The 26,089-nt window shown below is 74.1% G+C and carries 24 protein-coding genes; 11 read left to right on the top strand and 13 right to left on the bottom strand.

Annotated features, from left to right (window positions below; genetic code table 11):
- Window positions 1-25: 25 nt before the first annotated feature.
- The 6 genes from Q6347_RS03760 to pdhA are packed head-to-tail and all read right to left on the bottom strand — an operon-like array spanning window position 26 to window position 8,534.
- Window positions 26-1,195: an acyl-CoA dehydrogenase family protein gene (locus Q6347_RS03760; protein ID WP_304606727.1), complete on the bottom strand. Its 1,170-nt coding sequence runs from the start codon at window positions 1,193-1,195 to the stop codon at window positions 26-28.
- The gene (locus Q6347_RS03755) at window positions 1,192-3,264 is read right to left on the bottom strand and encodes a biotin carboxylase N-terminal domain-containing protein (protein ID WP_304602596.1); all 2,073 of its coding nucleotides are present in this window, start codon (window positions 3,262-3,264) and stop codon (window positions 1,192-1,194) included. The genes Q6347_RS03760 and Q6347_RS03755 overlap by 4 nt, the downstream gene beginning before the upstream one ends.
- 5 nt (window positions 3,265-3,269) lie before the next feature.
- Complete coding sequence (locus Q6347_RS03750; protein WP_304602597.1) at window positions 3,270-4,877, bottom strand: carboxyl transferase domain-containing protein; 1,608 nt, start codon at window positions 4,875-4,877, stop codon at window positions 3,270-3,272.
- Window positions 4,874-6,268, bottom strand: coding sequence for a dihydrolipoamide acetyltransferase family protein (locus Q6347_RS03745; RefSeq protein WP_304602598.1), 1,395 nt, complete (start codon window positions 6,266-6,268; stop codon window positions 4,874-4,876). The genes Q6347_RS03750 and Q6347_RS03745 overlap by 4 nt, the downstream gene beginning before the upstream one ends.
- The gene (locus Q6347_RS03740) at window positions 6,265-7,293 is read right to left on the bottom strand and encodes an alpha-ketoacid dehydrogenase subunit beta (protein ID WP_304602599.1); all 1,029 of its coding nucleotides are present in this window, start codon (window positions 7,291-7,293) and stop codon (window positions 6,265-6,267) included. Before Q6347_RS03740 ends, Q6347_RS03745 begins: the two co-directional genes overlap by 4 nt.
- The gene (gene pdhA / locus Q6347_RS03735) at window positions 7,290-8,534 is read right to left on the bottom strand and encodes a pyruvate dehydrogenase (acetyl-transferring) E1 component subunit alpha (protein WP_304606726.1); all 1,245 of its coding nucleotides are present in this window, start codon (window positions 8,532-8,534) and stop codon (window positions 7,290-7,292) included. Before pdhA ends, Q6347_RS03740 begins: the two co-directional genes overlap by 4 nt.
- Window positions 8,535-8,895: 361 nt before the next feature.
- Between pdhA and Q6347_RS03730 the strand changes: the two genes are divergently transcribed.
- Together Q6347_RS03730 and Q6347_RS03725 are read left to right on the top strand one after the other, a co-directional pair.
- Window positions 8,896-9,369, top strand: a complete 474-nt coding sequence (locus tag Q6347_RS03730; protein ID WP_171246050.1) for an Lrp/AsnC family transcriptional regulator — start codon at window positions 8,896-8,898, stop codon at window positions 9,367-9,369.
- A 44-nt stretch (window positions 9,370-9,413) separates the two neighbouring features.
- Window positions 9,414-11,018, top strand: coding sequence for an MFS transporter (locus tag Q6347_RS03725; RefSeq protein WP_369810800.1), 1,605 nt, complete (start codon window positions 9,414-9,416; stop codon window positions 11,016-11,018).
- A gap of 7 nt (window positions 11,019-11,025) precedes the next feature.
- On the opposite strand, the gene Q6347_RS03720 is transcribed toward Q6347_RS03725, so the two are convergent.
- Both Q6347_RS03720 and Q6347_RS03715 read right to left on the bottom strand, forming a co-directional pair.
- Window positions 11,026-11,655, bottom strand: a complete 630-nt coding sequence (locus Q6347_RS03720) for a nucleoside/nucleotide kinase family protein (protein ID WP_304606724.1) — start codon at window positions 11,653-11,655, stop codon at window positions 11,026-11,028.
- Window positions 11,652-12,533, bottom strand: a complete 882-nt coding sequence (locus Q6347_RS03715) for a PfkB family carbohydrate kinase (RefSeq protein ID WP_304606723.1) — start codon at window positions 12,531-12,533, stop codon at window positions 11,652-11,654. The genes Q6347_RS03720 and Q6347_RS03715 overlap by 4 nt, the downstream gene beginning before the upstream one ends.
- Before the next feature lie 132 nt (window positions 12,534-12,665).
- Between Q6347_RS03715 and Q6347_RS03710 the strand changes: the two genes are divergently transcribed.
- Window positions 12,666-12,950 carry a hypothetical protein gene (locus Q6347_RS03710; RefSeq protein ID WP_304602604.1) on the top strand — a complete coding sequence of 95 codons (285 nt, stop codon included), beginning with the start codon at window positions 12,666-12,668 and terminating at the stop codon, window positions 12,948-12,950.
- A gap of 36 nt (window positions 12,951-12,986) precedes the next feature.
- Here Q6347_RS03710 and Q6347_RS03705 read toward each other — a convergent pair whose 3' ends face one another.
- The 3 genes from Q6347_RS03705 to Q6347_RS03695 form a co-directional block, all read right to left on the bottom strand.
- Window positions 12,987-13,889, bottom strand: a complete 903-nt coding sequence (locus Q6347_RS03705) for an LLM class flavin-dependent oxidoreductase (RefSeq protein WP_369810799.1) — start codon at window positions 13,887-13,889, stop codon at window positions 12,987-12,989.
- An 89-nt stretch (window positions 13,890-13,978) separates the two neighbouring features.
- A complete protein-coding gene (locus tag Q6347_RS03700) occupies window positions 13,979-15,004 on the bottom strand; it encodes a beta-ketoacyl-ACP synthase III (RefSeq protein WP_304602605.1) in 1,026 nt (341 codons plus the stop codon).
- Between the two features lie 64 nt (window positions 15,005-15,068).
- Window positions 15,069-15,725: a GAP family protein gene (locus tag Q6347_RS03695; RefSeq protein WP_304606722.1), complete on the bottom strand. Its 657-nt coding sequence runs from the start codon at window positions 15,723-15,725 to the stop codon at window positions 15,069-15,071.
- 172 nt (window positions 15,726-15,897) lie between these two features.
- On the opposite strand from Q6347_RS03695, the gene Q6347_RS03690 reads away from it, so the two are divergent.
- Window positions 15,898-17,118 carry an AGE family epimerase/isomerase gene (locus Q6347_RS03690; protein WP_304606721.1) on the top strand — a complete coding sequence of 407 codons (1,221 nt, stop codon included), beginning with the start codon at window positions 15,898-15,900 and terminating at the stop codon, window positions 17,116-17,118.
- Here the strand turns inward: Q6347_RS03690 and Q6347_RS03685 are convergent.
- Window positions 17,115-17,831, bottom strand: a complete 717-nt coding sequence (locus tag Q6347_RS03685) for a FadR/GntR family transcriptional regulator (protein WP_304606720.1) — start codon at window positions 17,829-17,831, stop codon at window positions 17,115-17,117. The two genes, Q6347_RS03690 and Q6347_RS03685, sit on opposite strands and share 4 nt — an antisense overlap.
- Window positions 17,832-17,908: 77 nt before the next feature.
- Between Q6347_RS03685 and Q6347_RS03680 the strand changes: the two genes are divergently transcribed.
- From Q6347_RS03680 to Q6347_RS03670, 3 genes are read left to right on the top strand one after another with little or no spacing between them, the layout of a single operon-like run.
- Entirely contained in the window at window positions 17,909-18,712 is an 804-nt protein-coding gene (locus Q6347_RS03680) for a (Fe-S)-binding protein (RefSeq protein ID WP_304606719.1), read from the top strand.
- Window positions 18,709-20,259, top strand: coding sequence for a LutB/LldF family L-lactate oxidation iron-sulfur protein (locus tag Q6347_RS03675; protein WP_304606718.1), 1,551 nt, complete (start codon window positions 18,709-18,711; stop codon window positions 20,257-20,259). The genes Q6347_RS03680 and Q6347_RS03675 overlap by 4 nt, the downstream gene beginning before the upstream one ends.
- The gene (locus Q6347_RS03670; protein WP_304606717.1) at window positions 20,256-20,951 is read left to right on the top strand and encodes a lactate utilization protein C; all 696 of its coding nucleotides are present in this window, start codon (window positions 20,256-20,258) and stop codon (window positions 20,949-20,951) included. Before Q6347_RS03675 ends, Q6347_RS03670 begins: the two co-directional genes overlap by 4 nt.
- A 64-nt stretch (window positions 20,952-21,015) precedes the next feature.
- Here the strand turns inward: Q6347_RS03670 and Q6347_RS03665 are convergent, their stop codons facing one another.
- On the bottom strand, window positions 21,016-22,173 hold the full coding sequence (locus tag Q6347_RS03665) for an endo-1,4-beta-xylanase (RefSeq protein ID WP_304602612.1): 1,158 nt from the start codon (window positions 22,171-22,173) through the stop codon (window positions 21,016-21,018).
- 144 nt (window positions 22,174-22,317) lie between these two features.
- Here Q6347_RS03665 and Q6347_RS03660 point away from each other — a divergent pair, with 144 nt between their 5' ends.
- The 4 genes from Q6347_RS03660 (at window position 22,318) to Q6347_RS03645 (ending at window position 25,998) form a co-directional block, all read left to right on the top strand.
- Window positions 22,318-22,971, top strand: a complete 654-nt coding sequence (locus Q6347_RS03660) for a uridine kinase (RefSeq protein WP_304602613.1) — start codon at window positions 22,318-22,320, stop codon at window positions 22,969-22,971.
- 176 nt (window positions 22,972-23,147) lie between these two features.
- Window positions 23,148-24,383, top strand: a complete 1,236-nt coding sequence (locus tag Q6347_RS03655) for a glycosyltransferase (RefSeq protein WP_304606716.1) — start codon at window positions 23,148-23,150, stop codon at window positions 24,381-24,383.
- A gap of 111 nt (window positions 24,384-24,494) precedes the next feature.
- On the top strand, window positions 24,495-25,106 hold the full coding sequence (locus Q6347_RS03650; protein WP_304606715.1) for a GNAT family N-acetyltransferase: 612 nt from the start codon (window positions 24,495-24,497) through the stop codon (window positions 25,104-25,106).
- Between the two features lie 112 nt (window positions 25,107-25,218).
- Complete coding sequence (locus tag Q6347_RS03645) at window positions 25,219-25,998, top strand: ABC transporter ATP-binding protein (protein WP_304606714.1); 780 nt, start codon at window positions 25,219-25,221, stop codon at window positions 25,996-25,998.
- Window positions 25,999-26,089 lie beyond the last annotated feature (91 nt).

Genomic DNA, 26,089 nt, shown 5'->3' with positions numbered 1-26,089 from the left:
TTCCTCCTCGACTCCCGTGCCGCGGTCAGGCCGTGAAGCCGAGGTCGCGGGCGATGATCATCAGCTGCACCTCGGTGGTGCCCTCGCCGACCTCCAGCACCTTGGCGTCGCGGTAGTGCCGCGCGACCGGGTTCTCGTTGAGGAACCCGTAGCCGCCGAAGATCTGGGAGGCGTCGCGGGCGTTCGCCATCGCCGCCTCGCCGGAGGTCAGCTTGGCCACGGAGGCCTCGGCCTTGAACGGCTTGCCGTGGATCATCTTCTGCGCGGCGTCGAGCCAGCACAGCCGGGCGGCCTGCACGCGGGCCTGCATCCGGGCGATGGTGAACGCGACGTGCTGGTGCCGGCCGATGGAGTGGCCGAACACCTGGCGCTCCTTCGCATAGCGGACGGCCTCCTCGAGGCAGCCCTGAGCGGCACCGGTGGCGAGCGCGGCGAACGCGATGCGGCCCTCGTCGAGCGCCCGCAGGAAGTTCGCGTACCCGCGCCCGCGCTCGCCGAGCAGGTTGGTCCTCGGCACCCGCACGCCCTCGAGCGTCAGGGGGTGGGTGTCGGAGGTGTGCCAGCCGACCTTGTCGTAGCTCTCCCCGACCGTCAGCCCGGGCGTGCCGGAGGGGACGAGGATCGTGGACAGCTCGGGGCTGCCGTCCTCGTACCGGTCGGTGACCGCCGTGATGGTGATCAGGCTCGTGATCGGCGTGCCGGAGTTCGTGATGAACTGCTTGGACCCGTCGATGACCCACTCGTCGCCGTCGAGCCGGGCCGTGGTGCGGGTCGCCCCCGCGTCGGACCCGGCGCCGGCCTCGGTCAGGCCGAAGGCGCCCAGGGTCCTGCCGGAGACGAGGTCGGGCAGCCACTCCTCGCGCTGGGCGTCGGTGCCGTGCCGGAAGATCGGCATGATGCCGAGCCCGACGCCGGCCTCGAGGGTCACCGCGATGGACTGGTCGACCCGGGCGAGCGCCTCGACGGCGAGGCACAGGGAGACGTAGTCCTCGCCCTGCCCGCCGACCTCGGTGGGGAACGGCAGCCCGAACAGACCCATCTCACCCATCTGGTGGATGATCTCGATCGGCAGACGGCGCTCGGTGTCGTACTGGTACGCCGCCGGAGCGACGACCTCGTCGGCGAACTCGCGGACGGTCTGGCTGAGCTTGCGCTGACGGTCGGTCAGTGCGGTGGACGAGGTCTCGTGGATCATGACGCTCCTTCGCGTTCGACGACGGCGACCACCTGGTCGAGGCGGACCTGGTCGCCCGTGTTCACCAGGACGCGCAGGGTCCCTGCGGCCGGTGCGGTGAGGGGGTGTTCCATCTTCATGGCCTCGACGACGACGACGGGTGCGCCGGCGTCGACGGGGCCTGCGGGGTGGGTGGCCGTGACGGTGCCGGGCATCTGCGCCCGGAGCTCGACCGGCCCCACCGCGGCGGGGGCGCCGGCCGCGGCTGCCGCCGCGGCCCGCTCCTGGCGGCGCGACGACGCCCGCGAGGAGCGGTCGACCACCGTGTAGAGGGCGGTGTCGCCGTCGACGGACACCCAGACGACGGTGTCGTCGCCGGCGGGGGTCACCACGGCCGACACCGGCCGGGTCCGTCCGTCCGTGGTCAGCAGCCAGCGGTGCGACGAGCCACCGGCGGGTCGCAGCGCGGCCGCGACGGGCTCGCCGCCGACGGGCACGACCGTCGCGGCGTGCCGGCCGCCGGTGACGTCGAGGTCCGCCTCCGTGCCGCCGGGTCCGCGCAGGCCGACCCGGCGGGGTGCCGGCGCGGCGTTGAGGCGCCAGCCGTCGGCCGCCCACGGGTCCGTGGGACTGCCGGCGGGCTGCGGCGACGTGCCGGTGAGCAGCGCCGTGACCACGGCCCCGGCGTCCGGCGGGCCGTCCGCCGCGGCGGCGGACCGCTCGGCGAGACCGGCGGTGAACCGGTCCACGAGCCCCGTGTCCATCCGACCGGCCCGGACGTCGGGGTCGGCCAGCAGGTCGCGCAGGAACCCGGTGTTGGTCTCGACGCCGAGAACGGTCAGCCGGGACAGCAGCCCGTCCAGGCGGGACAGCGCCTCGTCCCGGTCGGTCCCGTGGGCGACGGCCTTGGCGATCATCGGGTCGAAGTACCCGGTGACGGCGTCCCCGGTCTCGACGCCGGCGTCCAGGCGCAGCGGGAACGCGGTGGGCCCGGGTGCCGCCCCGGCGTCGTCGAGCAGGAGCACGTCCCCGACCGAGGGCAGGAAGTCGCGTGCCGGGGACTCGGCGTAGATCCGCGCCTCGATCGCGTGCCCGGTCAGGTGCACGTCGTCCTGGGCGAACCACAGCTTCTCCCCCGCGGCGACGCGGAGCTGGGCCTCGACGAGGTCGTGGCCGGTGACCATCTCCGTCACCGGGTGCTCCACCTGCAGACGCGTGTTCATCTCGATGAACGAGAAGTCGTCCGGCGCCTCGGCCGGCACCAGGAACTCCACGGTGCCGACGCCCACGTACCCGACCGAGCGGGCCACCTCGCAGGCGGCCTGCCCCATCCGGTCGCGGGCGGCGTCGTCCAGCGCCGGTGACGGCGCTTCCTCGACGATCTTCTGGTGGCGGCGCTGCAGGGTGCACTCGCGCTCGCCGAGGTGCACGACGGTGCCCGCGGTGTCCGCGAGCACCTGCACCTCGACGTGTCGCGGGGTGTCCACGAGCCGTTCGAGCAGCAGGCCGTCGTCGCCGAACGCGGACCTCGCCACGCGCCGGGCCGAGGCGAGCGCGTCGGGCAGCGCGGCGGCGTCGCGCACCACGACCATGCCCTTGCCCCCACCACCGGCGACGGGCTTCACGAGCAGCGGGAACCCGACGTCCTCGGCCGCGGCGACGAGGGCGTCGTCGGGCAGCGAGGAGTCGAGGGTGCCGGGGAGCACCGGTACCTCGTGCTGGGCGACGAGACGCTTGGCGGCGACCTTGTCCGCCATGGTCTCGATCGCGCGCACGGGCGGTCCGACGAAGACGATCCCGGCGGCGTCGCAGGCGCGCGCCAGCGCCGGGTTCTCCGACAGGAAGCCGTACCCGGGATGGATCGCCTCGGCACCGGCCGCGACGGCGGCCGCGACCACGGCGTCGGCGTCGAGGTAGCCGCCGGGCCCGTCCCCGGCCAGCAGCACCGCCTCGTCGGCCTCGCGCACGTGCCGTGCGTCGGCGTCGACGGGGGTGTGCACGGCCACGGAGCGGATGCCGAGGCGGCGCAGGGTGGCGATGACGCGGCAGGCGATCTCGCCGCGGTTGGCCACGAGCACTCTGGTGAACACGGGCCTCACATCCGGAAGAGCCCGAAGGAGGGCTCGGGCAGCGGGGTGCGCGCGCAGGTCGCGAGCGCCATGCCGAGCACCCGGCGGGTGTCGGTCGGGTCGATGATGCCGTCGTCCCACAGCCGGGACGTGGCGTGGTACGGGTCGCCGGCGGCCTCGTAGGTGTCGCGGATGCCGCGCCGGAACGCGGCCTCCTCCTCGGCGTCCCAGTCCTGGCCGCGGCCGGCGAGCTGGTCGCGCTTGACGGTGGCCAGCACCGCCGAGGCCTGCTCGCCGCCCATGACGGACACGCGGGCGTTGGGCCAGGTCCACAGGAACCGCGGGGAGTAGGCACGGCCGCACATCGCGTAGTTGCCGGCCCCGAAGGAGCCGCCGACGACGACGGTGAGCTTCGGCACGCGCGTGGTGGCCACGGCGGTGACCATCTTGGCGCCGTCCTTGGCGATGCCGCCGGCCTCGGCGTCGGGGCCGACCATGAACCCGGAGATGTTCTGCAGGAACACCAGGGGGATGCCGCGCTGGTCGCACAGCTCGACGAAGTGCGCGCCCTTGAGCGCGGACTCGCTGAGCAGCACGCCGTGGTTGGCGACGACGCCGACGGGGTGCCCGTGGATGCGGGCGAACCCGCACACCAGCGTCGTGCCGTACTCCGGCTTGAACTCGGTGAGCTCGCTGCCGTCCACGATCCGGGAGATCACCTCGCGCGGGTCGTACGGCTGCTGGACGTCCACCGGCACGGCGGCGTACAGGTCGGCCGGGTCCCCGACGGGTTCCACGGTCGGCACGACCTCCCAGACGGGCTCCGGGTCGGGCGGCAGCGTGGCCACGATGTCCCGCAGCATGTCCAGGGCGTGCTCGTCGTCGTCGGCCAGGTGGTCGACCACGCCGGAGCGGCGGGCGTGCAGCTCGCCGCCGCCGAGCTCCTCGGCGGTCACCTCGGCGCCGATGGCCGCCTTCACCAGCGGCGGGCCGCCGAGGAAGATCGTGCCCTGGTCGCGCACGATGACCGTCTCGTCGCTCATCGCCGGCACGTAGGCGCCACCGGCGGTGCAGGAGCCGAGCACGGCGGACAGCTGCGGGATCCCCGCGGCCGACAGCCGGGCCTGGTGGTAGAAGATCCGCCCGAAGTGGTCCCGGTCGGGGAACACCTCGTCCTGGCGGGGCAGGAACGCCCCGCCGGAGTCCACGAGGTAGACGCAGGGCAGGCGGTTCTCCAGCGCGATCTCCTGGGCGCGCAGGTGCTTCTTCACCGTCAGCGGGTGGTAGGTGCCGCCCTTGACGGTGGGGTCGTTGGCCACGACCATCACCTGCCGCCCGGCGACCCGGCCGATGCCGCCGATCACCCCGGCGCCCGGCCAGGCACCGTCGTCCTGGTCGTACGCCGCCAGCGGGGAGATCTCCAGGAACGCGCTGCCCGGGTCGAGCAGCCGCTCGACCCGTTCGCGCGGCAGCAGCTTGCCCCGCCCGACGTGCTTCTCCCGGGCGTGCTCGGGACCGCCGCGCGCGGCCGCGGCCGTGCGCTCCCGCAGGGTGTCGGCCAGGGCGCGCTGCGCGTCGGCGTTGGCCCGGGCGGCCTCGGCCGCCGGGTCCACGGCGGACGTCAGCACGGTCATACGGTCACCGCCTGGCGGGACGAGGCCGCGCCGTTGCGTCCCGCGGCGCCGTCGTCCTGCTCCGCCTCGTCCTGCTCCGGCTCGTCACGTCCGCCGAGCAGCACCGCCAGCGCCGGGTCGGTGAGCAGCCCGCCCAGGTCCGCGAGGAACCGGGCGCCCTGCTCGCCGTCGACGACGCGGTGGTCGAAGGTGAGGCTGAAGGTCACGACGTCGCGCAGCGCGACCTCGCCCTCGTGCTCCCACGGCCGGCGGGCGACCTGCCCGATGCCGAGGATCGCCGACTCGCCCGGGTTGAGCAGCGGGCTGCCCGCGTCGACGCCGAAGACCCCGACGTTGGTCAGCGTCATCGTGCCGCCGGTCAGTCGGTCCGGACGGGTGCGGCCCGAGCGGGCGGTGGTGGCGAGCTCGCGCAGGGCGCGGGCCATCCCCAGCATCGACAGCTCGTCGGCGTGCGGGATGTGCGGGACCACGAGTCCGCGGTCGGTCGCGACCGCGATGCCGAGGTTCACGTGCGGCGACCGCACGAGCTCGGCCTGGCCGCCGTCCTTCTCTTCCCAGCGGGTGACGATCGCCGGGTGCTGCGGGACGAGCCCGCAGACCGCACGGGCGATGACCGTGAGCAGCCCGACCTTGGTGTGCCGGGTGCGAGGGTGCTCGCGCAGCCGGGCGACCAGGGCGAGCGTCTCCGTCACGTCGCAGGTGAGGTGGACCGTCGCCTGCGGCACCCGGGCGCTGGCGACCATCGCGGCCGCGGTGTGCTTGCGCACGCTGCGCACCTTCACGCGGTGCTCGGCCGTCCGGGCGGCCACCGGGGCGGCCGCCGGCCCGGCGTTGCGCACCGGCGCGGGCGGGGCGTCGACGGGCTTGCGGGGCCGGCGCGTCGGCTTGCCCTTGCGGGCGGCACGGGTGCCGTAGCCGACGAGGTTCGCCCCGGAGGACTCCTCGACGGAGCCGTTCGTCGACGCCGACGACGCCGACCGCTCCGCCGCGGTGCTCGTGGTGGCGCTCGCCGCGGGAGCGGGCTCCACCGTCGTCGCGGGAACCGTGGGCTCGGGTGCCGTCGACTCGGGCGCCGGCTCCGGCGCGGACGCGACGCCCTCGGCCGACGCCTCGGCGGGAGCGTCGTCGCCCGCGCCGTCCCCGCCGGTGCCGTCGCCGAAGGTGACCAGCGGCTCGCCGACCTCGACGATGTCGCCCTCCTCGGCGTGCAGCGCGGCCACCGTCCCGGCGAACGGCGACGGGATCTCCACCATCGCCTTGGCCGTCTCGACCTCGGCGAGCGCCTGGTTGAGCGTCACCGTGTCGCCCACGGACACCTTCCACTCGACGATCTCGGACTCGGTGAGTCCCTCGCCGAGGTCCGGCAGTCGGAAGATCTCCTGGGTGCTCATGCGGCCACCTCCGTGGACGTCGCGGGGGTGAAGGTCTCGAACGGGACGCGTCCGAGTGCCTGGTCGATGCCGTAGCACACGCGGTCCATGTCGGGCACGTAGTGGCCCTCGACCTTCGCCGGCGGGTACGGCACGTCGTGGCCGGTCACGCGCACGGGCGGCATCGCCAGGTCGGCGAAGCACCGCTCGGTGACGACGGAGCAGATATCCGCCCCGACCCCGCCCTGGCGGGGGCCCTCGTGCACGACGACGACCCGCCCGGTGCGGCGCACCGACTCGACGACGGTCTCGGAGTCCCAGGGAGACAGGGAGCGCAGGTCGACGACCTCGACGGAGACGCCGTCGTCCTTCATCGCCTCGGCGGCGTCCAGCGCGCCCGCCACGTGCGAGCCCCAGGTCACGACGGTGACGTCGTTGCCGGGACGGACGACCCGGGCGCGGGACATGGGCAGAGCGCTCTCCAGCGGCTCCACCTCGACCGGGCCCTTGACGTGGTAGAGCCGCTTGGGCTCGAAGAAGATGACCGGGTCGTCGCTCGCGATCGACTGGCGCAGCACGGTGCAGGCGTCCTGCGGGTTCGACACCGACACGACGCGCAGCCCGGCGGTGTGCACGAAGTACGCCTCCGGCGACTCCGAGTGGTGCTCGGCGGCGCCGATGCCGCCCGCCACCGGGATGCGCACGGTGATCGGCATCGTGACGCGCCCGACCGTGCGGGCGTGCATCTTGGCGACCTGGTTGACGATCTGGTCCCAGGCCGGCTGGACGAAGCCGTCGAACTGGATCTCCACCACGGGTCGGAACCCGCGCCACGCCATCCCGATGGCCGTGCCGAGGATCCCGGACTCGGCCAGCGGGGTGTCGATCACGCGGTGGGGGCCGAACTCGCGCTGGAGCTTGTCGGTCACGCGGAACACGCCGCCGAGGGAGCCGATGTCCTCACCGAGGAGCACGACCTTGTCGTCGTCGGCCAGGGACTGCCGCAACCCGGTGTTGAGGCCCTGGCCCAGGGTCATGTCGCTCATCGGGCGGCCTCCTGGGTGTCGTTGTCGGCGAAGCCGGCGAGGTAGCGCCCGTAGGCGTCCCGCTCGGCGTCGAGCACGGCGTGCGGCTCGGCGTAGACGTGGTCGAACACGGTCGACCAGTCGGGGTCGGCGACCGCGTAGACGCCGGCGCGCATCGTGGCGGCGACCTCGTCGGCGGTCTGCTGGACGGCCGCCTCGGCGTCGTCGTCGAGGACGCCGCGGTCGCGCAGGTGCGCGGCCAGCCGGGCGATCGGGTCCCGGCCGGACCATTCCTCGAGGTCGCTCCGGTCGCGGTAGCGCGTCGGGTCGTCGGCCGTCGTGTGCGGGCCCATCCGGTAGGTGACCGCCTCGATGAAGGTCGGTCCGAGGCCGGCGCGGGCGCGGTGCAGCGCCTCGCGGGTCACGGCCAGGACGGCCAGGACGTCGTTGCCGTCGACCCGGACGCCGGGCATGCCGTAGCCGCGGGCCCGTTCGACCAGCGGCACCTTGGACTGCAGGTCCACGGGCTCGGAGATCGCCCACTGGTTGTTCTGGCAGAAGAAGACCGTCGGGGCGGACCACGTGGAGGCGAAGGTCATCGCCTCGTGCACGTCACCCTGGCTGGTCGCGCCGTCACCGAAGTACGAGATGGTGGCGGAGGTCCGTTCGGGGGCGTCCGGTCCGTCGTTCTCCGGGCGGGAGATGCCGATCCCGCCGTGGGCACCGGTGCCGGCCGTGGCGGTCTCGAGGAGCAGGCCGACGGCGTAGCCGACGGCGTGCAGCGTCTGGGCGCCGATGATGACCTGCATCGGGGCCATCCGGTACTCGTAGGGGTCCCAGCCGGACGGGGCCGCACCGCGCCACACGCGCAGCAGGTCGGTCGGGGCGATGCCGCGCACGTACGCCACACCCTGCTCGCGGTAGCTGGAGAACACGAAGTCGTCCTCGCGCAGCGCGCGGCTGGACCCGATCTGCGCGGCCTCCTGGCCGAGCATCGGGGGCCACAGGCCGAGCTGGCCCTGGCGCTGCAGGGCGGTGGCCTCGGTGTCGATCCGGCGGGCGGCGACCATGTCGGTGTAGAGCCGCAACATCGCGGCGTCGTCGACGTCGTCGAGCCAACGGTCCAGCTCGGGGACCTCGTGCCGGGTGCCGTCCGGGTCGATCAGACGGACGGGGGTGTGGTCGACGCCGCCGTCGTCCGGGGCTCCGTCCAGGTGCCGCGCGCCGTTCTCCGTGTCGCGCTGCACCCAACCGGCCGGCACGTGGTCACGTGCGCCGCCGTGGGCAGTGTCCGCCGAGGATGCCGACTCACCCGCTTGTGACAGGTCGTCCTTCGTCCTCGGATCCGTGGTGCTGGGCATGGGTGAGCCTCACCTCGCATCGGGTCGTCGCTCGTCGTCGAGCGCCGTTGTGGCGAAGGTAACGCTGCTCCGTCACACCGCACCACCAGCCCTCGGCCGACTGAGCAGAGTGCTTCATCGACCACCACGTCGCCGGACGTTCTGCGCAACAGGGAGATGACCGTGCGCCATCTCGCGTCGCGAGGTCCATTCCGGGCAGATCCGACGAGCACGACCTGCCGGGCCGTCACCTCCGGCCCCGAGCGACGTTAGGCTGGCGCGCGTGCACAGCATCGATGCCGTGGACCTGGATCTGCTGCGGGCGCTCGCCGACGACCCCCGCGCGACGACGGTCGCACTCGCCCAGCGCCTGAGGATCTCCCGCAACACCGTGGCCGCCCGGCTGGCGCGCCTGGAGGGTGCCGGCGCGTTCCTCCACTTCGACCGGCGCATCGACCCGGCCGTGCTGGGCCACCCGCTGCTGGCCTTCATCGAGATCACCGTGCACCAGCGCGACCTGGTGCGGATCGTCGAGCACCTGGCCCGCATCCCGGAGATCGTGCAGGCGTACGGTCACAGCGGCACCGCCGACCTGCGGGTGCACGTGGTCTGCCGGGACACCGACCACCTGTTCCGCATCGACGCCGCGATCCTGCAGATCGAGGGGGTCGAGCGCACCGAGACCTCGCTGGCGATGGGCGAGCTCATCCCCTACCGGGTGCAGCCGCTGGTGGAGAAGCTCCGCCGCGAGCTCTGAGTCCCGCTCGTCACGGCGGAGGAGTACAGTCGCCAATACTCAGCATGCTGTGTATTGGAGGACCCGTGGCAGACCGCCGCCGTTGGCTCGCGCTGGTGACCGTCTCGGTCGCCGTCTCGCTCATCATCGTCGACTCGACGATCGTCAACGTGGCGATCCCGTCGATCGTGGCAGACCTGGGGATCGACTCGACCCAGGTGCAGTGGGTCCAGGAGTCCTACACGCTCGTGTTCGCCTCCCTCCTGCTGGTGCTCGGCGTCCTCGCCGACCGGTGGGGCCGCCGCCGCATGATGATGGCGGGTGTCGCGGTCTTCGCCGCGTCGTCGTTGCTGGCGGCCACCGCACCCACCGGCGGCGTGCTCATCGGCGCCCGGCTGGTCCAGGGCCTCGGCGGCGCGATGATCCTGCCCACGACCCTGTCGATCATCAACGCGACCTTCCGCGGCCGCGAGCGCGGCATCGCCTTCGCCGTCTGGGGCTCGACCATCGGCGGCATGGCCGCCGTCGGGCCCCTGCTGGGTGGCTGGCTCACCACCGACTACTCGTGGCGCTGGGCGTTCGGCATCAACATCCCCCTGGGCGTCCTCATCCTGGTCGCCGCGGCCCTCGTGGTCACGGAGTCCCGGGCCGACGAGCAGCGCGGCACCGACCTCGTGGCTGCCCTGCTGTCCGTGCTGACCTTCGGCGGGATCGTCTTCGGGCTCATCGAGGGACGATCGCTGGGCTGGTGGACGACGCTCGACGCCGCCGCCGAGTGGTGGCCGCTCGGACTGTCCCCGGTGCCGGTCGCGCTCACCGTGGGCGTCGCCGCCGGCGTCCTGTTCGTCCGGCGCGGTCTGCGTCGGGCCCGCCACGGCCTGCCGACCCTGATCCCGCTGGACCTGTTCGGCATCGCCTCGTTCCGCAACGGCAACGTCGCCGCCCTCGTCGTCTCGCTCGGGGAGTTCGGGATCCTGCTGTCGCTGCCGATCTGGCTGCAGAACGTCCTCGGCTACGACGCCCTGGCGACCGGCTGGATCCTGGTGGGCCTCGCGGGCGGATCGTTCCTGGCCAGCGGGGCGGCGCAGGCCCTCACCGTCCGGTTCGGTGCCGTGCCGGTGGTGCGCCTCGGCATCGCCGCCGAGATCGTCGGCGTCGTGGGTCTGGGGGCCGTCGCCCGTCCCGACTCCACCTGGGTCACCGTCGTCCCGTTCCTCGTCGTCTACGGCTTCGGGGTCGGGCTGGCGACCGCGCAGCTCACGGGCGTCGTCCTCGCCGACGTTCCCGTGCGGGTCTCCGGTGCCGCCTCCGGGACCCAGAGCACCGCACGTCAGGTGGGGTCAGCGCTCGGCATCGCCATCCTCGGCACGATCCTGTTCACGACCACCGCGGCCGACCTGGACGCCCGGCTCGCGGACCGTGGCGTCCCGGACGCCGCCCGGGAAGCCACCGTGACGGCCGTGGTGGACAGCGCGGGTGGCGCCATCGCCGGCCTGGAGCAGGACCCGGCCACGGCGTCCGCCGCCGACGACGCGCGGGCTGCCCTCACGCAGGGGACCCGCTGGTCCGCCTGGGTGGCGGGCGGCTTCCTCCTGCTGGGACTGGGCGCCACGCTGACGCTGGAGCGCCGGCCCCGCGAGACGGTCGCGGTCGCCGAGGACCGCACCTGACGGGGGATCACCCGAGCTCGACCACCAGGTCCGCCGCACCCCGTGTCCGGGCGATCAGCTCCGCGTTGACCTGGTCCGACCCGCGGGCCCAGACGGCGGCGTCGGCCGGGCTCTTGCCGAACACGCGGTGCCGCTCCTCGAGCCGGGCCAGCCGCAGGTCCTCGGCCACCTCGACGTACCAGACCTCGCTCATGCGGGCCCGGGCGGCCGGCCAGGCCCCGGTGCCGGCCAGCAGGTAGTTGCCCTCGGTGACCACGAGCGGGATCTCGGCGGGCACCTCGACGCCCGCGGCGACCGGCTCCTCGATCTCGCGCCGGAACACCGGCGCGTAGATCGGCCGGTCGCCGGGACGGGCGTCCGCGAGCCGCGCGACCAGGGCGGCGTACCCGGCGTCGTCGAAGGTGTCGATCGCACCCTTCCGCTCCCGGCTGCCGTGCGCGGCCAGGACCGCGTCCGACAGGTGGAACCCGTCCATCCCGACGCCCACGGCCGCGTGCGGACCGAGCGCCTCGACGAGCCGCTGAGCGAGGGTCGACTTGCCGGACCCGGGTGCCCCGACGATCCCCAGGATCGCCCGCTCCCCCGGCACGACGAGTGCCCGGGCCCGTTCCACGAGCTCCGCCGTCGTGCACCTCATCGCCGGACCTCGGCCAGCCAGGACCGCGGGCCGACGTGCCGCACCCGCGTCCCGGCGACCTCGACCGCCGTCACGCAGGCCTCGGGCAGCGCGGCACCGCCGGCGAGCGCCACGGCGAGGGCTCCGTGGAACGCGTCACCGGCCCCGAGGGTGTCCCGGGCCTCGACCGCCGGGACGGGGACGGTGCCGGTCTCGTCGCCCGAGGACCACTCGACCGGGCCGTCGCCGTGGGTGACCACCACCCCGCGCGCCCCGAGATCGTGCGCCCCGGCGGTCACGTCGTCGTGCCCGGGGACCGCGAACCGCGCGGACACCGCCGCCACGTCGGCCACGGGCAGCAGCTCGGCGAACAGGGGCCGCCAGCGCCCGGCGTCGAGGACGACGAGGGGCCGCGGGGCGCGGTTCTCCAGGTGCCCGACGGCGGCACCCGCGATCACGGGGTGGTGACCGTCGAACAGGACGACGTCCGCGTGCGGGAGGTCGCCGAGGAATCTCGGCGGCGGGGCCTCCGCGAGCGCCGCGTCCGCCGAGACGACCGACCGCTCCCCCGTGGCCTCGTCGACCAGCACCGCGGACACGGCGAGCGGGAAGTCCTGGCCCGGCGCGACGACGTCGTGCACCTCGACCCCGTGGGTCTCCAGGTCGGCGCGGGCGGCACGGGCCACCGGGCTGTCGCCGAGCGCGGTGACCAGCACGGCGCGCGCCCCGAGCGCGGCCGCCGTCACGGCGGCGTTGGCGGCCGGACCGCCCGCCGCGACGTCCTGCCGCGAGGCCGTGACCTTCTCGTCCCGGTCCGGGCGGCCGGCGGCCCGGTGCACGACGTCGAGCGTCGTCAGCCCGACGAACCAGCAGGTGCCCGTGTGGTCGGCGAGAGGCATGGCCTCATCCTGGCACGCACCGGCCCCGTGGGCGGGAGCACCCGGCGCGTAGGATCGACGCACGAGCAGGATCGAGATCACCGCGCCGGACCGGCCGGGTTCCTGCGGGCAGCAGGCAGTCGGGGAGGCGCGATGCACGACGACGGACCCGCCCGCGCGCACGCACCCCGCGCCGTGGAGTGGTCGCTCGCGCTGGGGATCGCCGGCCTGCCCTGCGCCCTGGTCCCGGTCGTCGGGGACTGGCTGGCGGCACCCCTAGGACTGGCGGCCCTCACGCTCGGATCGATCGGCAGCCACGTCGCCGACCGGGACGGGCACCCGGGCGTGGGACGCGGGCTGGCGGGCGCGCTGCTCGGTCTCGGCGTCCTCGCAGCCGTGCTGTTCTCCGCCGTCGTGGGTGCCGTCGGCCCGGCCTGACCCGCCGTCGCGGACGGTCCCGCCGGTCCGGAGCCGTCAGGCGGTGCCGGTCGTCCGTTCCCGGGCCACCAGCTCGCGGAGCGCGGGCGCGATCTCCTCGCCGAGCACCTCGAGCATGCGCGGGTCGTCGGTCGCCACGACGAACGTGCCGACGCCGTGGGTCAGGGCCAGACCGGCCAGCTCCTCGACCCACTGGTCGACCGGACCCTTCAGGAACCCACGCCGGTCGGCGGTGACCTCGCCGCCGACGTTGAGCAGCCGCCGGATCTCGGCCGGGTGCCGACCGACCTCCTCGGCGGTCTCGTCGATGATCGTGTTGCCGCGGGCCAGGCCGTCGTCCTGCAGGTAGCCGTACGAGGGCAGCCAGCCGTCGGCCTGCCGGGCGACCAGACGCAGCATGCGCGGCTTGGTGGCACCGACCCAGATGGGCACGTCGTGCGCGGGCGTCGGGCCCCGCTTGGCCCCGGTGACCCGGTGGTGCTCCCCCTCGACGCGCAGGGGCGTCCGCTCACCGGCGTCCCAGATGCCCCGGACGATCTCGATCGCCTCGCTCAGCGCGGTCACGGACTCCCCGGGGGTGAGCCGCGCCCCGCCCATCGCCGCGATCGCGTCCCAGAACCCGCCGGCGCCGAGGGCCAGGTCGACGCGCCCGCCGCTGAGCAGGTCCAGGCTCGCCACGGACCGGGCGAGCACAGCGGGCTGGCGCAGCGGCAGGTTGAGGACGTTGCCGGCCAGGTGGATCCGTTCCGTGACGGCCGCGGCGTAGGAGATCAGCGTCCAGGTGTCGAGGAACCGCGGCTGATAGGGGTGGTCCTGGAAGGTGACGAGGTCCAGCCCGGCGGACTCGGCGGTCCGGGCGAGGCGGACCGGGCCCTGCGGATCGGCGTTCGACGGCGTGATGAACGCCCCCACGACGATCTCGTGTCCGTAGTCCGTCATGCCGAGCCCCCGGGGTGCCGCGTCTCACCTGGTCCGTCGACCATAGGCGGGCCCCCGCCCGCGGACCACCGGTGCCGCGGACGGCGGGTTCACCGCTGCGGGGTGGTCACCACCTGGCCGGCCCAGGTGAACCCGCCGCCGAAGCCGAACAGCAGCGCGGGCACGCCCGCCGGGATCCGGCCGTCGTGCCACCACTTGGACAGCCCCAGCGGGATCGACGCCGCCGAGGTGTTGCCGGACTCGGTGATGTCGCTGACCACGACCCGGTCCTCGAGTCCGAGGGACTTGGCCAGCGGCTCGATGATGCGCAGGTTGGCCTGGTGGGCGACCAGGACCTCGACGTCGTCCAGCGTCAGCCCCGACGCCTCCACGACGCGGCGGGCCCGCTCGGCGGCCCGGGTGATGGCCCACTTGAACACCGCACGGCCGTCCTGGGCGAACCGCTCCGCCGGTGCCTCGATGCGCACCGCCGGCGTGATCTCCGGCTCGGACCCCCACACGACCTGCCCGACACCCGGGGAGTCCGCGGCCTGGAGCACGGCGGCCCCGGCCCCGTCGGCGGTGAGGATGCAGGTCGACCGGTCCGACCAGTCGGTGACCGCGGTCAGCTTCTCCGACCCGACCACGACGGCGGTCCGGGCGCTGCCCGTGCGGATGGCCTGGTCGGCCAGACCCACGGCGTAGGCGAAACCCGAGCAGGCGGTGTTGACGTCGATGACGCCCGGCCCGACGACGCCCCGCAGGTCCGGCTCCTCCTCGCCCTCGGGCGTGCTCGCCCCGGGCTGGACACCGGTGCGCAAGGCGTAGGCCACGCGGCCGGCAGTGTTCGGCGACCGGTCCATCGCGGTCGTCGTGGCCACGATCACCAGGTCGACGTCGTCGTTCGCGACCCCCGCGTCGGCGAGTGCGTGCTCCGCCGCGGCGGTGGCCATGTCCGCGACCGTGACGTCGTCGGCGGCGACGTGGCGGGTGATGATGCCGGTGCGCGAGCGGATCCACTCGTCGTTCGTCTCGACGAGCTCGGCGACGTCGTCGTTGGTCATCACCCGGGCGGGCTGGTGGTGACCGAGGCCGACGATCCGGGAGCCGGCTGCGCCGGCAGGCAGCGAGAGCATGACACCGATCATGGCATGCCGGACCCGGCCCTCCGCCCGGGGGCCGGAGTGCGAGACGTCGGGCTCAGCCGCCGAGAACGTGGACGAGGCCACGTCCGACGAGGAACAGCCCGAGCCCCGCCACCAGGACGACCGTCAGCTGTGCGCCCCGCTTCGCGACGAAGTCCGCCAAGGCCTTCAGCCCCCGGCCGGCGGGCCCGGGCGCCACCAGCGTCAGGACGAGGGGCAACCAGGCCGGCAGGGACGCCACCACGACCACGACGAGGATCGCCACGACACGACCGACGACCTCGAGATCGCCGGCGGCGATCTCCTTGGCGGCCGGGACGAGGACAGCCATGGTCGTGAAGTTCGTCGCCATGGAGAACACGCCGAAACCGAAGGCGGCGCCGGGACCCAGTGCGCGGCTCCGGGGCTCCGTCGGTCGGTGCCGGCGACGGCGGACCTCGAGAGCGGCGGCGAGGAGCACCAGCAGCGAGCCGAGGACGATGTCGAGCGAGGCGCTCAGGGTCGGCTCCTTCGGCAGTGCGAGCGAACGGCCGAAGAGCACCAGTGCGGACAGGATGACCAGCAGCGTCAGGACGACGCCCAGGGCGTAGCGCGCAGCGACCCGCCGTCCGTCCCGGCCGGAGAGGAGGAAGGTCTGCTCGCTCAGCATCATCGGGCTGACGGCGCCGACCAGCGCGAGCGGGACGACCACCGCGAGCACCTTGAGCAGCACGGCCCCATCCTGCCAGCAGCCGGCCACCTGCCGCTCGGCGCCCGGCGGTTCGGTCCGGCCGGTCGGCAGGGCGCCGCAGGCGCTGGGCGTGGGCGGCCCGGTGGCCGGTGTCCTAGGTTGGGGACAGCGAGCCGCCGCCGCGGCGGCACGGACCGACCGAGAGGACCGACCCGTGACCGACGACGCCGCACCCGCCGATCACGTCGACGCCCCGGACGGACGCCCGTGGCGGGCCGCCGAGGTGCGGCGCCTGCTCGCCTTCGGCGCCGCCTCCCTCCCCGACGGTTCCGGTGCCCGCTGGCTCGACGCCCGCGGACGTCCCGACCCCTCACGACCGGCACAGACGTGGATCACCGCGCGGATGGCCCACACCTACGCGCTGGGCGAGCTGCTCGGCGTCCCCGGCTGCGGGACCCTCGCCGACCGCGCGCTCGGCGGGCTGTCCGGCCCGCTCCACGACGCCGAGCACGGGGGCTGGTTCGCCTCCGTCGGGCCCGGGGACGCCCTGGACGGCACCAAGGCCGCCTATGCCCACGCGTTCGTCGTCCTCGCCGCCTCCTCCGCGGTCCAGGCCGGCCGCCCGGGAGCCGGCGCGCTGCTCGACGACGCGCTCGACGTGCTGGACCGCCGCTTCTGGGACGACGGCGCCGGGCTGCTCGTGGACGAGTGGGACCGGAGCTGGACGGTGCTGTCGACCTACCGGGGCATCAACGCGAACATGCACGGCGTCGAGGCGATGCTCGCCGCCGCCGACGCGACCGAGGACCCCCGGTGGCTGGAGCGGGCGGTGCGTGTCACCGACCGGGTTGCCGCGTGGGCCGAGGCGACCCGGTGGCGCATCCCCGAGCACTTCACCGCCGACTGGACCCCCGACCTCGAGCTCAACGCCGACCGCCCGCGCGACCCCTTCAAGCCCTACGGCTCCACCCCCGGCCACGGTTTCGAGTGGGCCCGCCTGATGCTGCAGCTCGACATCGCCGCCGGGCACCCCGGACGACGCACGGAGGTCGCCCTCCAGCTCTTCGACCGAGCCCTGGCGGACGGCTTCGACGGACGCGGGTTCGTCTACACGGTCGACTGGTCCGGGACGCCCGTCGAGCGCCGGCGGTTCCACTGGGTGGCGGCGGAGGCCGTCGCCGCCGCGGAGGTGCTGGCCATGGTGACCGGTGAGTCCCGCTACGGCGAGCTCGCCGCGAGCTGGTGGGGCCTGCTGCGCCGGCGGTTCGTCGACACCGACCGCGGGTCGTGGCACCACGAGCTGGACGCCCACGACCAGCCGGCGGCGACCGTCTGGGACGGCAAGCCGGACATCTACCACGCCGTCCAGGCGCTGCTGGTGCCGGACCTCCCGCTGAGCGGGTCGTTCGCGGAGTCCGCCCGCCTCGACTCCTAGGACGCGGGGGAATCGCCGGCGAGCCCCGTCTCCCGGTAGAAGCCCCAGATGTGCTCACGCGTCTCGCGCTCGGCACGGTCGACGTCCCCGGCGACCACGGCGTCGAGGATCTCCCGGTGCTCGCCGCAGAGGCGGTCGGCCGTGGCGGGCCAGGCCGGAAGCTGCTGCACGCCGCGGGCCACGTACGACGCGACGGCGCTGCGCAGCCCCGCCAGGATCGCCTCGACGAGCTGGTTGCCGGCGAGCCGCACCAGGACGAGGTGGAAGTCCTGGTCGAGCCGGACGAACTCGTCCACGGCCAGGCCCGGCACCTCCATGGCCTCGAGGAGCCGTGTCGCCTCCGCCGCCCAGCCGTCGTCGGTGTCACCGCTGCGGGCGGCCGCCTCCCGCACCGCCCAGGTCTCCAACGTCGCGCGGGTGGCGACCACGTCGTGCACCGGCAGGGTCCCGGAGGCCACGTGCAGGCGGACCGCCGCACCGAGCCCGGCGGCGGGCCGGTCGATGACGGTCGCCCCGGCGTCCGGCCCGGAGCCGACGGCGGTGCGGATCATGCCCATGGCCTCGAGGATCCGGATCGCCTCGCGCACCGAGGGGCGGGAGACCTGCAGCTCCTCGGCGAGCGCCCGCTCGGCCGGGAGCCGCTCACCGAGCGCCCAGCGCCCGGCGGCCAGGTCGGACTCGATGCGGGCCAGGACCTTCTCGTGGGTGCGCACGTCCCGATCCTAGTCGCTGGTCTGACCACACCTGGCATCATGGTGTGCACCTGCCAGCCCGCCGAAGGAGCCGGACCGTGCGCATCGCCCTGGCCGCGACCTGCCTCGCGGAGACCCTGTTCCCCGGCGCCCCTCGCGCCACCGTGCGCCTGCTCGAACGGCTCGGCCACGACGTCGTCTTCCCCCGCGGCCAGGCGTGCTGCGGGCAGATGCACATCAACACCGGCTACGTCGAGGAGGCCGTCCCCGTCGTGCGCAACCACGTCGAGACCTTCGCGCCGGTGGCCGACGGCGCGTGGGACGCCGTCGTCATCCCCTCCGGCTCCTGCACCGGGTCGGTGCGCCACCAGCAGGCGATGGTCTGCCGCCGGGCCGGGCTCGACGACCTCGCCGCCACCGCCGAGGCGGTGGCGGCGCGGACCTACGAGCTGTCCGAGCTGCTGGTCGACGTGCTCGGGGTCACCGACGTCGGCGCCTGGTTCCCGCACCGCGTCACCTACCACCCGACCTGCCACTCGCTGCGCATGCTCCGCGTCGGCGACCGGCCGCTGCGCCTGCTGCGCGCCGTCGGGGGCATCGACCTCGTCGAGCTGCCCGAGGCCGAGTCGTGCTGCGGGTTCGGCGGCACGTTCGCCCTGAAGAACGCCGACACCTCGGCCGCGATGCTGGCGGACAAGACGGCGAACGTCCGCGGCACGGGGGCCGCCGTCGTCACCGCCGGGGACACGTCCTGCCTGATGCACATCGGCGGCGGGCTGTCCCGGCAGCGTGCCGGCATCGGGACGCTGCACCTCGCGGAGATCCTCGCCTCCACCCGGGAGGAACCGACCCCGCTGCCCCGCGTCCGCACGGGCGCCGACACCGTGGAGGTGACCCGATGAGCACGTTCCTCGGCATCCCGGGCGTCCGGCGCCGGTCCGACGACGCGGCGCCCGAGGGCTCCGAGCCGTTCGGCCCGGTCCCCCACCCCGACGAGCCGCTGCGCTGGGGCGAGGCGTTCCCCGCGGCGGCGCGGCAGACGCTGCAGGACGACCAGCTCCGCCGCAACCTCGGCCACGCCACCCGGACCATCCGCGCCAAGCGGGCCGCGGTCGTCGGCGAGGTCCCGGACTGGGAGGCGCTGCGCGACACGGGCTCGGCGGTCAAGCAGCAGGTCCTGGCGAACCTGCCCGACCTGCTGGCCCGGCTCGAGGAGAACGTCACCGCGCGCGGCGGCGTCGTGCACTGGGCACGGGACGCCGCCGAGGCCAACCGCATCGTCACCGAGATCGCGCGGGCCCAGGAGGCCGACGAGGTCGTCAAGGTCAAGTCGATGGCCACCCAGGAGATCGGCCTCAACGAGCACCTGGCGGCCGAGGGCATCGCCGCGATCGAGACCGACCTGGCCGAGCTCATCGTGCAGCTCGCCGACGACATGCCCTCCCACATCCTCGTGCCGGCGATCCACCGCAACCGAGCCGAGATCCGCGACATCTTCCGCCGGCGCATGGGCGACGCCCCCGAGGACCTGTCCGACGTGCCGCGCGAGCTCGCGATGGCGGCCCGGGCGCACCTGCGGCGCAAGTTCCTCTCGGCCAAGGTCGCCGTGAGCGGCGCCAACTTCGGCGTCGCGGAGACCGGCACCCTCGCCGTCGTCGAGTCCGAGGGCAACGGGCGCATGTGCCTCACGCTGCCCGAGACCCTCGTGACGGTGATGGGCATCGAGAAGCTCATCCCCACGTACTCCGACCTCGAGGTGTTCCTGCAGCTCCTGCCGCGGTCCTCCACCGGCGAGCGCATGAACCCGTACACCTCCCTGTGGACGGGCGTCACCCCGGGCGACGGGCCGCAGGAGTTCCACCTGGTGCTCCTCGACAACGGCCGCACCGACGTGCTGGCCGACGAGGTGGGCCGCTCCGCCCTGCACTGCATCCGCTGCTCGGCGTGCCTCAACGTGTGCCCGGTGTACGAACGGGTCGGCGGGCACGCCTACGGCTCGGTCTACCCCGGCCCGATCGGCGCGATCCTCACCCCGCAGCTCACGGCGTCGTCCGGCGGCATGTCCGGCACCGACGACGTCAACGCCGCACTCCCCTACGCCTCGACCTTGTGCGGCGCCTGCTCCGACGTGTGCCCGGTGAAGATCGACATCCCCTCGATCCTCGTGGACCTACGGGCCCGCGAGGTCGATGCCGACCGCGGCCGCGCCGTCGACCCGTGGCGCGCCGCGATGAAGGCGGCCTCCTGGGTGATGTCCGACGGCGACCGGTTCGGCCTCGCGGGTCGCGCCGCCACGCTCGGGCACGTGGTGGGCGGACGGGACGGCGTCCTCTCGACGGCGCCGCCACCGGCGTCCGCGTGGACCCGGTCACGGGACCTGCCCGCGCCGCCGCGGCAGACGTTCCGGCAGTGGATGGCCGAGCACGAGAAGGACGGGGGCGAGCGATGAGCGCGCGCGAGGGCGTGCTGCGCCGGATCCGGGCCGCGCTCGGCGAGGCCGGAACAGGCACGACGCCGGCCGGGCGCGTCGGCACGGCGCCCGCCGCCGTGGACGTGCCGCGGGAGTACCGGACCGCCGGGGCCGACGCACCCGGGTCGCGGGCCGCCGTCGAGCAGCTCGTCGACCGGCTGGAGGACTACCGGGCCCACGTCCACCGCGTCACGGCGGACGAGCTGCCCGCGGAGGTGGCGCGCCTGGTCGGCGACCTCGGTGGCGCGCCGTCCGTCGTCGTGCCGCCCGGACTCGACGACCGGTGGCTCGAGGCCCTTCCGCGCGACATCAGCGTGCACCGGGACTCCCCCGACGCACCGACGACCGCGCTCGACCTGGACGAGGTCGCCGCTGTGCTCACCGCCGCCCGGGTCGCCTGCTCCGAGACCGGCACCGTCGTGCTCGACGCCGAGGCCGACCAGGGCCGTCGGGCGATCTCCCTCGTGCCCGACGTGCACCTGTGCGTCGTACGGACCGACCAGGTCGTCCAGACCGTGCCCGAGATGGTCCGCCGGCTCGCCAAGCATCCCGAACGGCCGCAGACCTGGATCTCGGGCCCCAGCGCCACCAGCGACATCGAGCTCGACCGCGTCGAAGGGGTGCACGGACCGCGCACGCTGCACGTGCTTCTCGTGTCGCCGTCCCCCTGAACGCACGGGCACCGGGGGGCGCGGCAACCGTGCTGCGCCCCCGGTGCCCCTCGGCGGTCCGTCCTTACTTGTTCAGACCCGGCGGGGTCCGCGGGGACTTCCCGGGGGTGGCCTCGGTGAGGCTGTCGAGCAGCACGTCGTACGCGGGCTTCTTCTCGTAGTCCTCGGTCATGATGGTCGCGTACCCCTCGGGGAAGACGCCCGGGACCCAGGACCGGCCGTCGTCGAAGCCCCAGACCGTGAAGCTGGTGCAGGAGGCGACGTTCAGGCAGGCCTGCAGCATCTTGTCGTAGCGCTCGGCCTGGAGGGCGATCTGCTCGGCGGTCGGTTCGCCGTCCTCGCCGAGCGGCATGCGGACGTCGGCCTCGGTGATCGCCACCTTGAGACCGAGGTCGGCGAACCGCTCGAAGTTCGCCTGGATGGACTCGTCGAAGCCGTACTGCAGGCTCAGGTGGCCCTGGGCGCCGAAGCCCTGCAGCGGCACGCCGTCGGCGAGCAGCTCCTGGGCCAGCGCGTAGTAGGCGTCGGTCTTGGCGTTGATGCCTTCCGCGTTGTAGTCGTTGAGGAACAGCACGGACTCCGGGTCCTCCTCGTGCGTCCACCGGAAGACGTCACCGATGAGGCCGACCGGGTCCTCGGAGCAGGCCTTGAGGAACGGGTTGGCCTCGGTGCGCAGCTGCACACCGCCCGCGTCCCACTCGTCCTGGATGAGCTCGTTGGCCACGTCCCACTCGTAGATGTCACCGGCGTAGCGGCCCACCACGGTGCGGACGTGGTCCTCGAGGACGTCACGCGCCTCGTCGCAGGTCCAGGTCTCGCTCGCCTCGGTCACCCAGTCCGGGTTCTGGCTGTGCCACAGCAGGGTGTGCCCCCGGACCTCCTGGCCGTTGGCCCGCGCGAAGGCCATGAGGGCGTCCGCACCGGAGAAGTCGTAGACGTCCGGCTCGGGGTGGATCTCGGCCCACTTCATGTCGTTCTCGGCGGTGAGCGAGTCGAACTCCGAGGCGAGGATCTGCTGGAACTCGGTCGGGTTCTGGGGGTCGGCATCGAGGAGGTCGCGCTGGGCCCAGACGGCGCTGCCGATCTTGAGGTCCTGGGGCGCCTCGGCGCGCAGGGTCGCCTCCGGCGGGGAGGCCTGGACCGCGGTGCCGGTGAGGGCGAGAGCGGTGAGCGTCGAGGCCGCGACGGCGACCGCACGCTTCGTGCTCGAGGGATGGGACATCGTTGTTCCTTCCTTGGAGGGAGCCCGGCGACTCACCTGTCCACCGGACAACGCGAAGATATCGTTATCGATAACGGTTTCGCAATGGTCCGCGCGACGGCGCGCCGATCGACCGTCCGGGCCCGACCGGCACAATGGGGTTCCGTGACCGACAGCGATCTGCCTGCTTCCGCACGCGCGTCCGACGCCCTCTTCGACGTCCCCGCCGAGGCCCGCCGCCCGATCACCCGGATCGTGCTGCTCACCGGGGCCTCGGGCAGCGGCAAGTCCGCCCTGACGCGCCGGCTCGGGCTGCCCGTCGTCATGCTGGACGACTTCTACCGCGACCACGATCACCCCGGGATGCCACGGGCCTTCGGCATCGTCGACTGGGACGACCCGGCGAGCTGGGACCACGACGCCGCCCTGGAGGCGCTGCGCACGCTCGCCGCCACGGGCCGGACCGAGGTGCCGGTCTACGACATCCCGACGTCGCGACGCACCGGCGACGCGGTGGTCGACGCGCACGGCGAGAAGGTCGTGCTCGCCGAGGGCGTCTTCGCCGCCGAGCTCGTGGCCGACCTGCGCGCCGAGGGCATCCTCGCCGACGCGATCTGCCTGGCGCGGCCCCGCCTCGTGACGTTCTGGTTCCGGCTGCTGCGCGACCTGGCGGAGTCGCGCAAACCCCCGTTCACGCTGCTGCGACGCGGCTGGGGTCTGATGCGCGCCGAGCCCGAGCTCGTGCGCCGGTGGACGGAGCTCGGCTGCCGACCTCTCACCCCGAGCGTCGCCGAGCAGGAGATCCGTTCCGTGGCCTAATCTGTGCCTGATCGTCGTGCTCCCCGCGCCGAACCTCCTCCGTGCTGCCGCCCTCCTGACCTGTCGAAGCCAGACGCACCGCGCGCCGTCGCGCGACCCCGCACCGGGGTTGCCTCAGGCAGCGCCCTCTGAAGTGTCATGAAGACTTAACACGACGGTCATCCCTGCCACATCACGTGGCTTCACCGTGGTCCCAGGAGGTGGTCGAGGTGTTCGAACACAGTTCACTGCGTGTCCTGTCCCTCTACGAGGGTTTCTTCTCCGGTGGCGCCCGCGTGCTGCACTCGACAGTGGTGTCGGGTCTCCACGCGCACGGCCACCAGCAGCACTCGGCGCTCAGCCTGTACAGCGCCGTGCGCCGCGAGACCATGCTGCAGCGGATGGAGGACGACCCCCGGTTCCTCGCGCTGCGCGCCGCGGGCGTCCGCATCTCGACGCTGGGCCGGTCGACGGACGACGACGACGACCCGCGCGTCTTCACCGACACCGAGATGGAGATCGCCCGCCGCGAGGCGACGGGGGCCGACGTCGTCCTGTCGCTCAAGGAGCAGCCGCTGCGCCTGGCGAACGCGGCCGGGTTCCCGGACCGTCCGGTGGTGGCGTGCCTGCACCGCTCCGACCCGGAGAACTCCGGCGCGGCCCTGGACGACCTGCGCACCGCCGCCGAGAGCGGCCTGCTCGCGGCAGCGGTGTGCTGCGCCGAGTCGACCCGGGACGCCTACGCCGCGGCCGGCGTCCCGGAGCACCTGCTCAAGGTGGTCCCCAACGGCATCGACCTCACGCGGTTCCACCCGCTGCGCCGCGTGCGCCGGCTGGCGCTGCGGGGGTCGGCCGGTATCCCGGCCGACGCGACCCTCGTCGCCTACGCGGCCCGCTACGACGCGATGAAGAACCCGACACTCTTCGTTGCCGCCGCACGCCAGTTCCTGGAGCGCGACGACTCCGGCCACGTCATGATGTGCGGCGCCGGCATGACGCGGGACAACACCGGACTGGCGGAGCTGCTCGACCGGTCGTTCGGGGACCGCCCCGACCTGCTCGCCCGGGTCCACACCCTCGGCGTGCGCCGCGACATGGAGAACGTCTACGCGATGGCCGACGTCGTCGCCCTCACCTCGGCCTACGGCGAGGCCGCGCCGCTGTGCCTCATCGAGGGCGCCATGAGCGGCGCGGTCCCCGTGACCACGCCCGTCGGGGACAGCGCGCGGCTGGTCGAGCGCATCGGGTTCGTGACGGGTTTCGACGCCGCCGAGATCGCCGAGACGTGGATCGAGGCCGCGGCACGACGCGGCGAGCTGCGCGGGGCGCTCACCGCGGCACGCCAGCGGTTCAGCCACGTCCGGATGCTCTCCGGCTACGCCCAGGTGCTCGAGCAGGCCGTGCGGGGCACCGGCCTGCAGGTCGCCGCCTGACGACCGGGCGACGCGACGCCCGCTCCGGCGTCCCGTTGCCGGGCCCGGCGGGACCCGCTAGGACTGGAGGCGTCCGGAGCGCTCCGGGCGACACGTCCGGGAGGTGAGTGGATGCCGGTCCCCGACCCCGCCGCACCGACGCCGGCGGACGTCGACGTGCGCCCCGCGACCGTCTTCGAGGACGTCGCCACGCTCGTCGGACCGCGGCGTCCCGACGCGACCGTCTGCTTCTGCCTGAGCTACCGGATCGGCTCGACGGAGAGCCGGCGCCTGCGTGGGCCGGCCCGCGGCGAGCGCGTCCGCGAGCTCTGCGCGCAGGATCCCCCTCCCGGCGTCGTCGCCTACCTGGACGGCGAGCCCGTCGCCTGGGCCGCGATCCACCCCCGCGCCGACACGTCGTTCGCGACGAACCGCCGCATCCCGCACGTCGACGACGTCGACGCGTGGTCCCTGTGGTGCCTGCGGGTGCGGCCCGGGTACCGCCGGACCGGGCTGACCGCCCCGTTGATCGAAGGGGCGGTCCGGTTCGCCCGCGACCGCGGCGCACCGGCGGTCGAGGCCTACCCGCTGGACAACCAGGGCGAGCGCATCGACACCACCATGGCCTACGTCGGCACCCGGGAGATGTTCGAGCAGGCGGGTTTCACGGTCGTCGCCGCGACGTCGTCGACGCTCGACGGGTTCCCGCGCGTGCTGATGCGCCGGGCGCTCGACGGGTCCTGACGGCTGCTCCGTCGAGCGGGAACCGCCCACGGCCTCCGTTCGTCGTACCGTGTGGCCCGCCGGAACCCTGTCCTCCGGCGGTCCACCACTCCCCTGCACCCCGAAGGTCCCGATGAGCTCGAACACCACCCCGATCCTGCGCGCCACCGGCCTCTCGGCCGGCTACGGCGGCCCCGACGTCGTGCGCGACATCGACCTCGAGCTCACGACCGGTTCCGCTCCCGTCGGTATCGTCGGGCCGTCCGGGGCCGGCAAGTCCACGATCGTGCGCGCGCTGGTCGGCCGTGTCCGGCCCACCAGCGGTCACGCCACCTGGCACGGCCGCACCGTGAGCCGCATCGGGCTGCGCGACAAGAAGGCCTTCCGCACCCAGGTCCGCCGCGTCACCCAGGAGGGCATCGCCGACGCCGACGCCCGCTGGACCGTCGACCGCGTGCTCGGCAAGGCCCTGACCGACGCCCGCAAGGCCGGCCGCCCCTCGGGCCGCACCGTCGAAGAGCTGCTGGCCGACGTCGCCCTCGAGCCGCGTTTCGCGCCCCGGCAGATCGGCACGCTCTCCGGGGGCGAGAAGCAGCGCGTCGCGCTCGCCTCCGCGCTGGCGACCCGCCCGGACGCCCTGTTGCTGGACGAGCCCCTGACCGCCGTCGACCCGGCGATGCGCGGTGAGGTCGTGCGCCGGCTGGGCGAGGCAACCTCGGCCCAGGGCACCGCCGTGCTGCTGGTGACCCACGACCTGGAGCTGGTGGAGCGACTCTGCCCGACGGTGCACGTGCTCGCCGACGGCACTTTCGTGACCTCCGGGAGCCTCTCGCAGGTGCTGGCGACCGCGACGCACCCGGTGGTGCAGGAGCTCGCCGAGGCGGCACCGCAGGCGGTCCAGCGGTTCCGCTGAGTCCGCCGACTCGGCGAAAGGCCGTCAGGCGGTCCCGTCCGGCGCATTGTAGGCTCGACGGCGGGTCAGTCTCGAAGTCCGCCAATCGTGA

This window comes from Isoptericola sp. b408 (genome assembly GCF_030588085.1).
Lineage (GTDB): Bacteria > Actinomycetota > Actinomycetes > Actinomycetales > Cellulomonadaceae > Isoptericola > Isoptericola sediminis.
The sequence above is the reverse complement of the archived record's forward strand: the minus strand, read 5'-3'. Positions and strand labels throughout refer to the sequence as shown.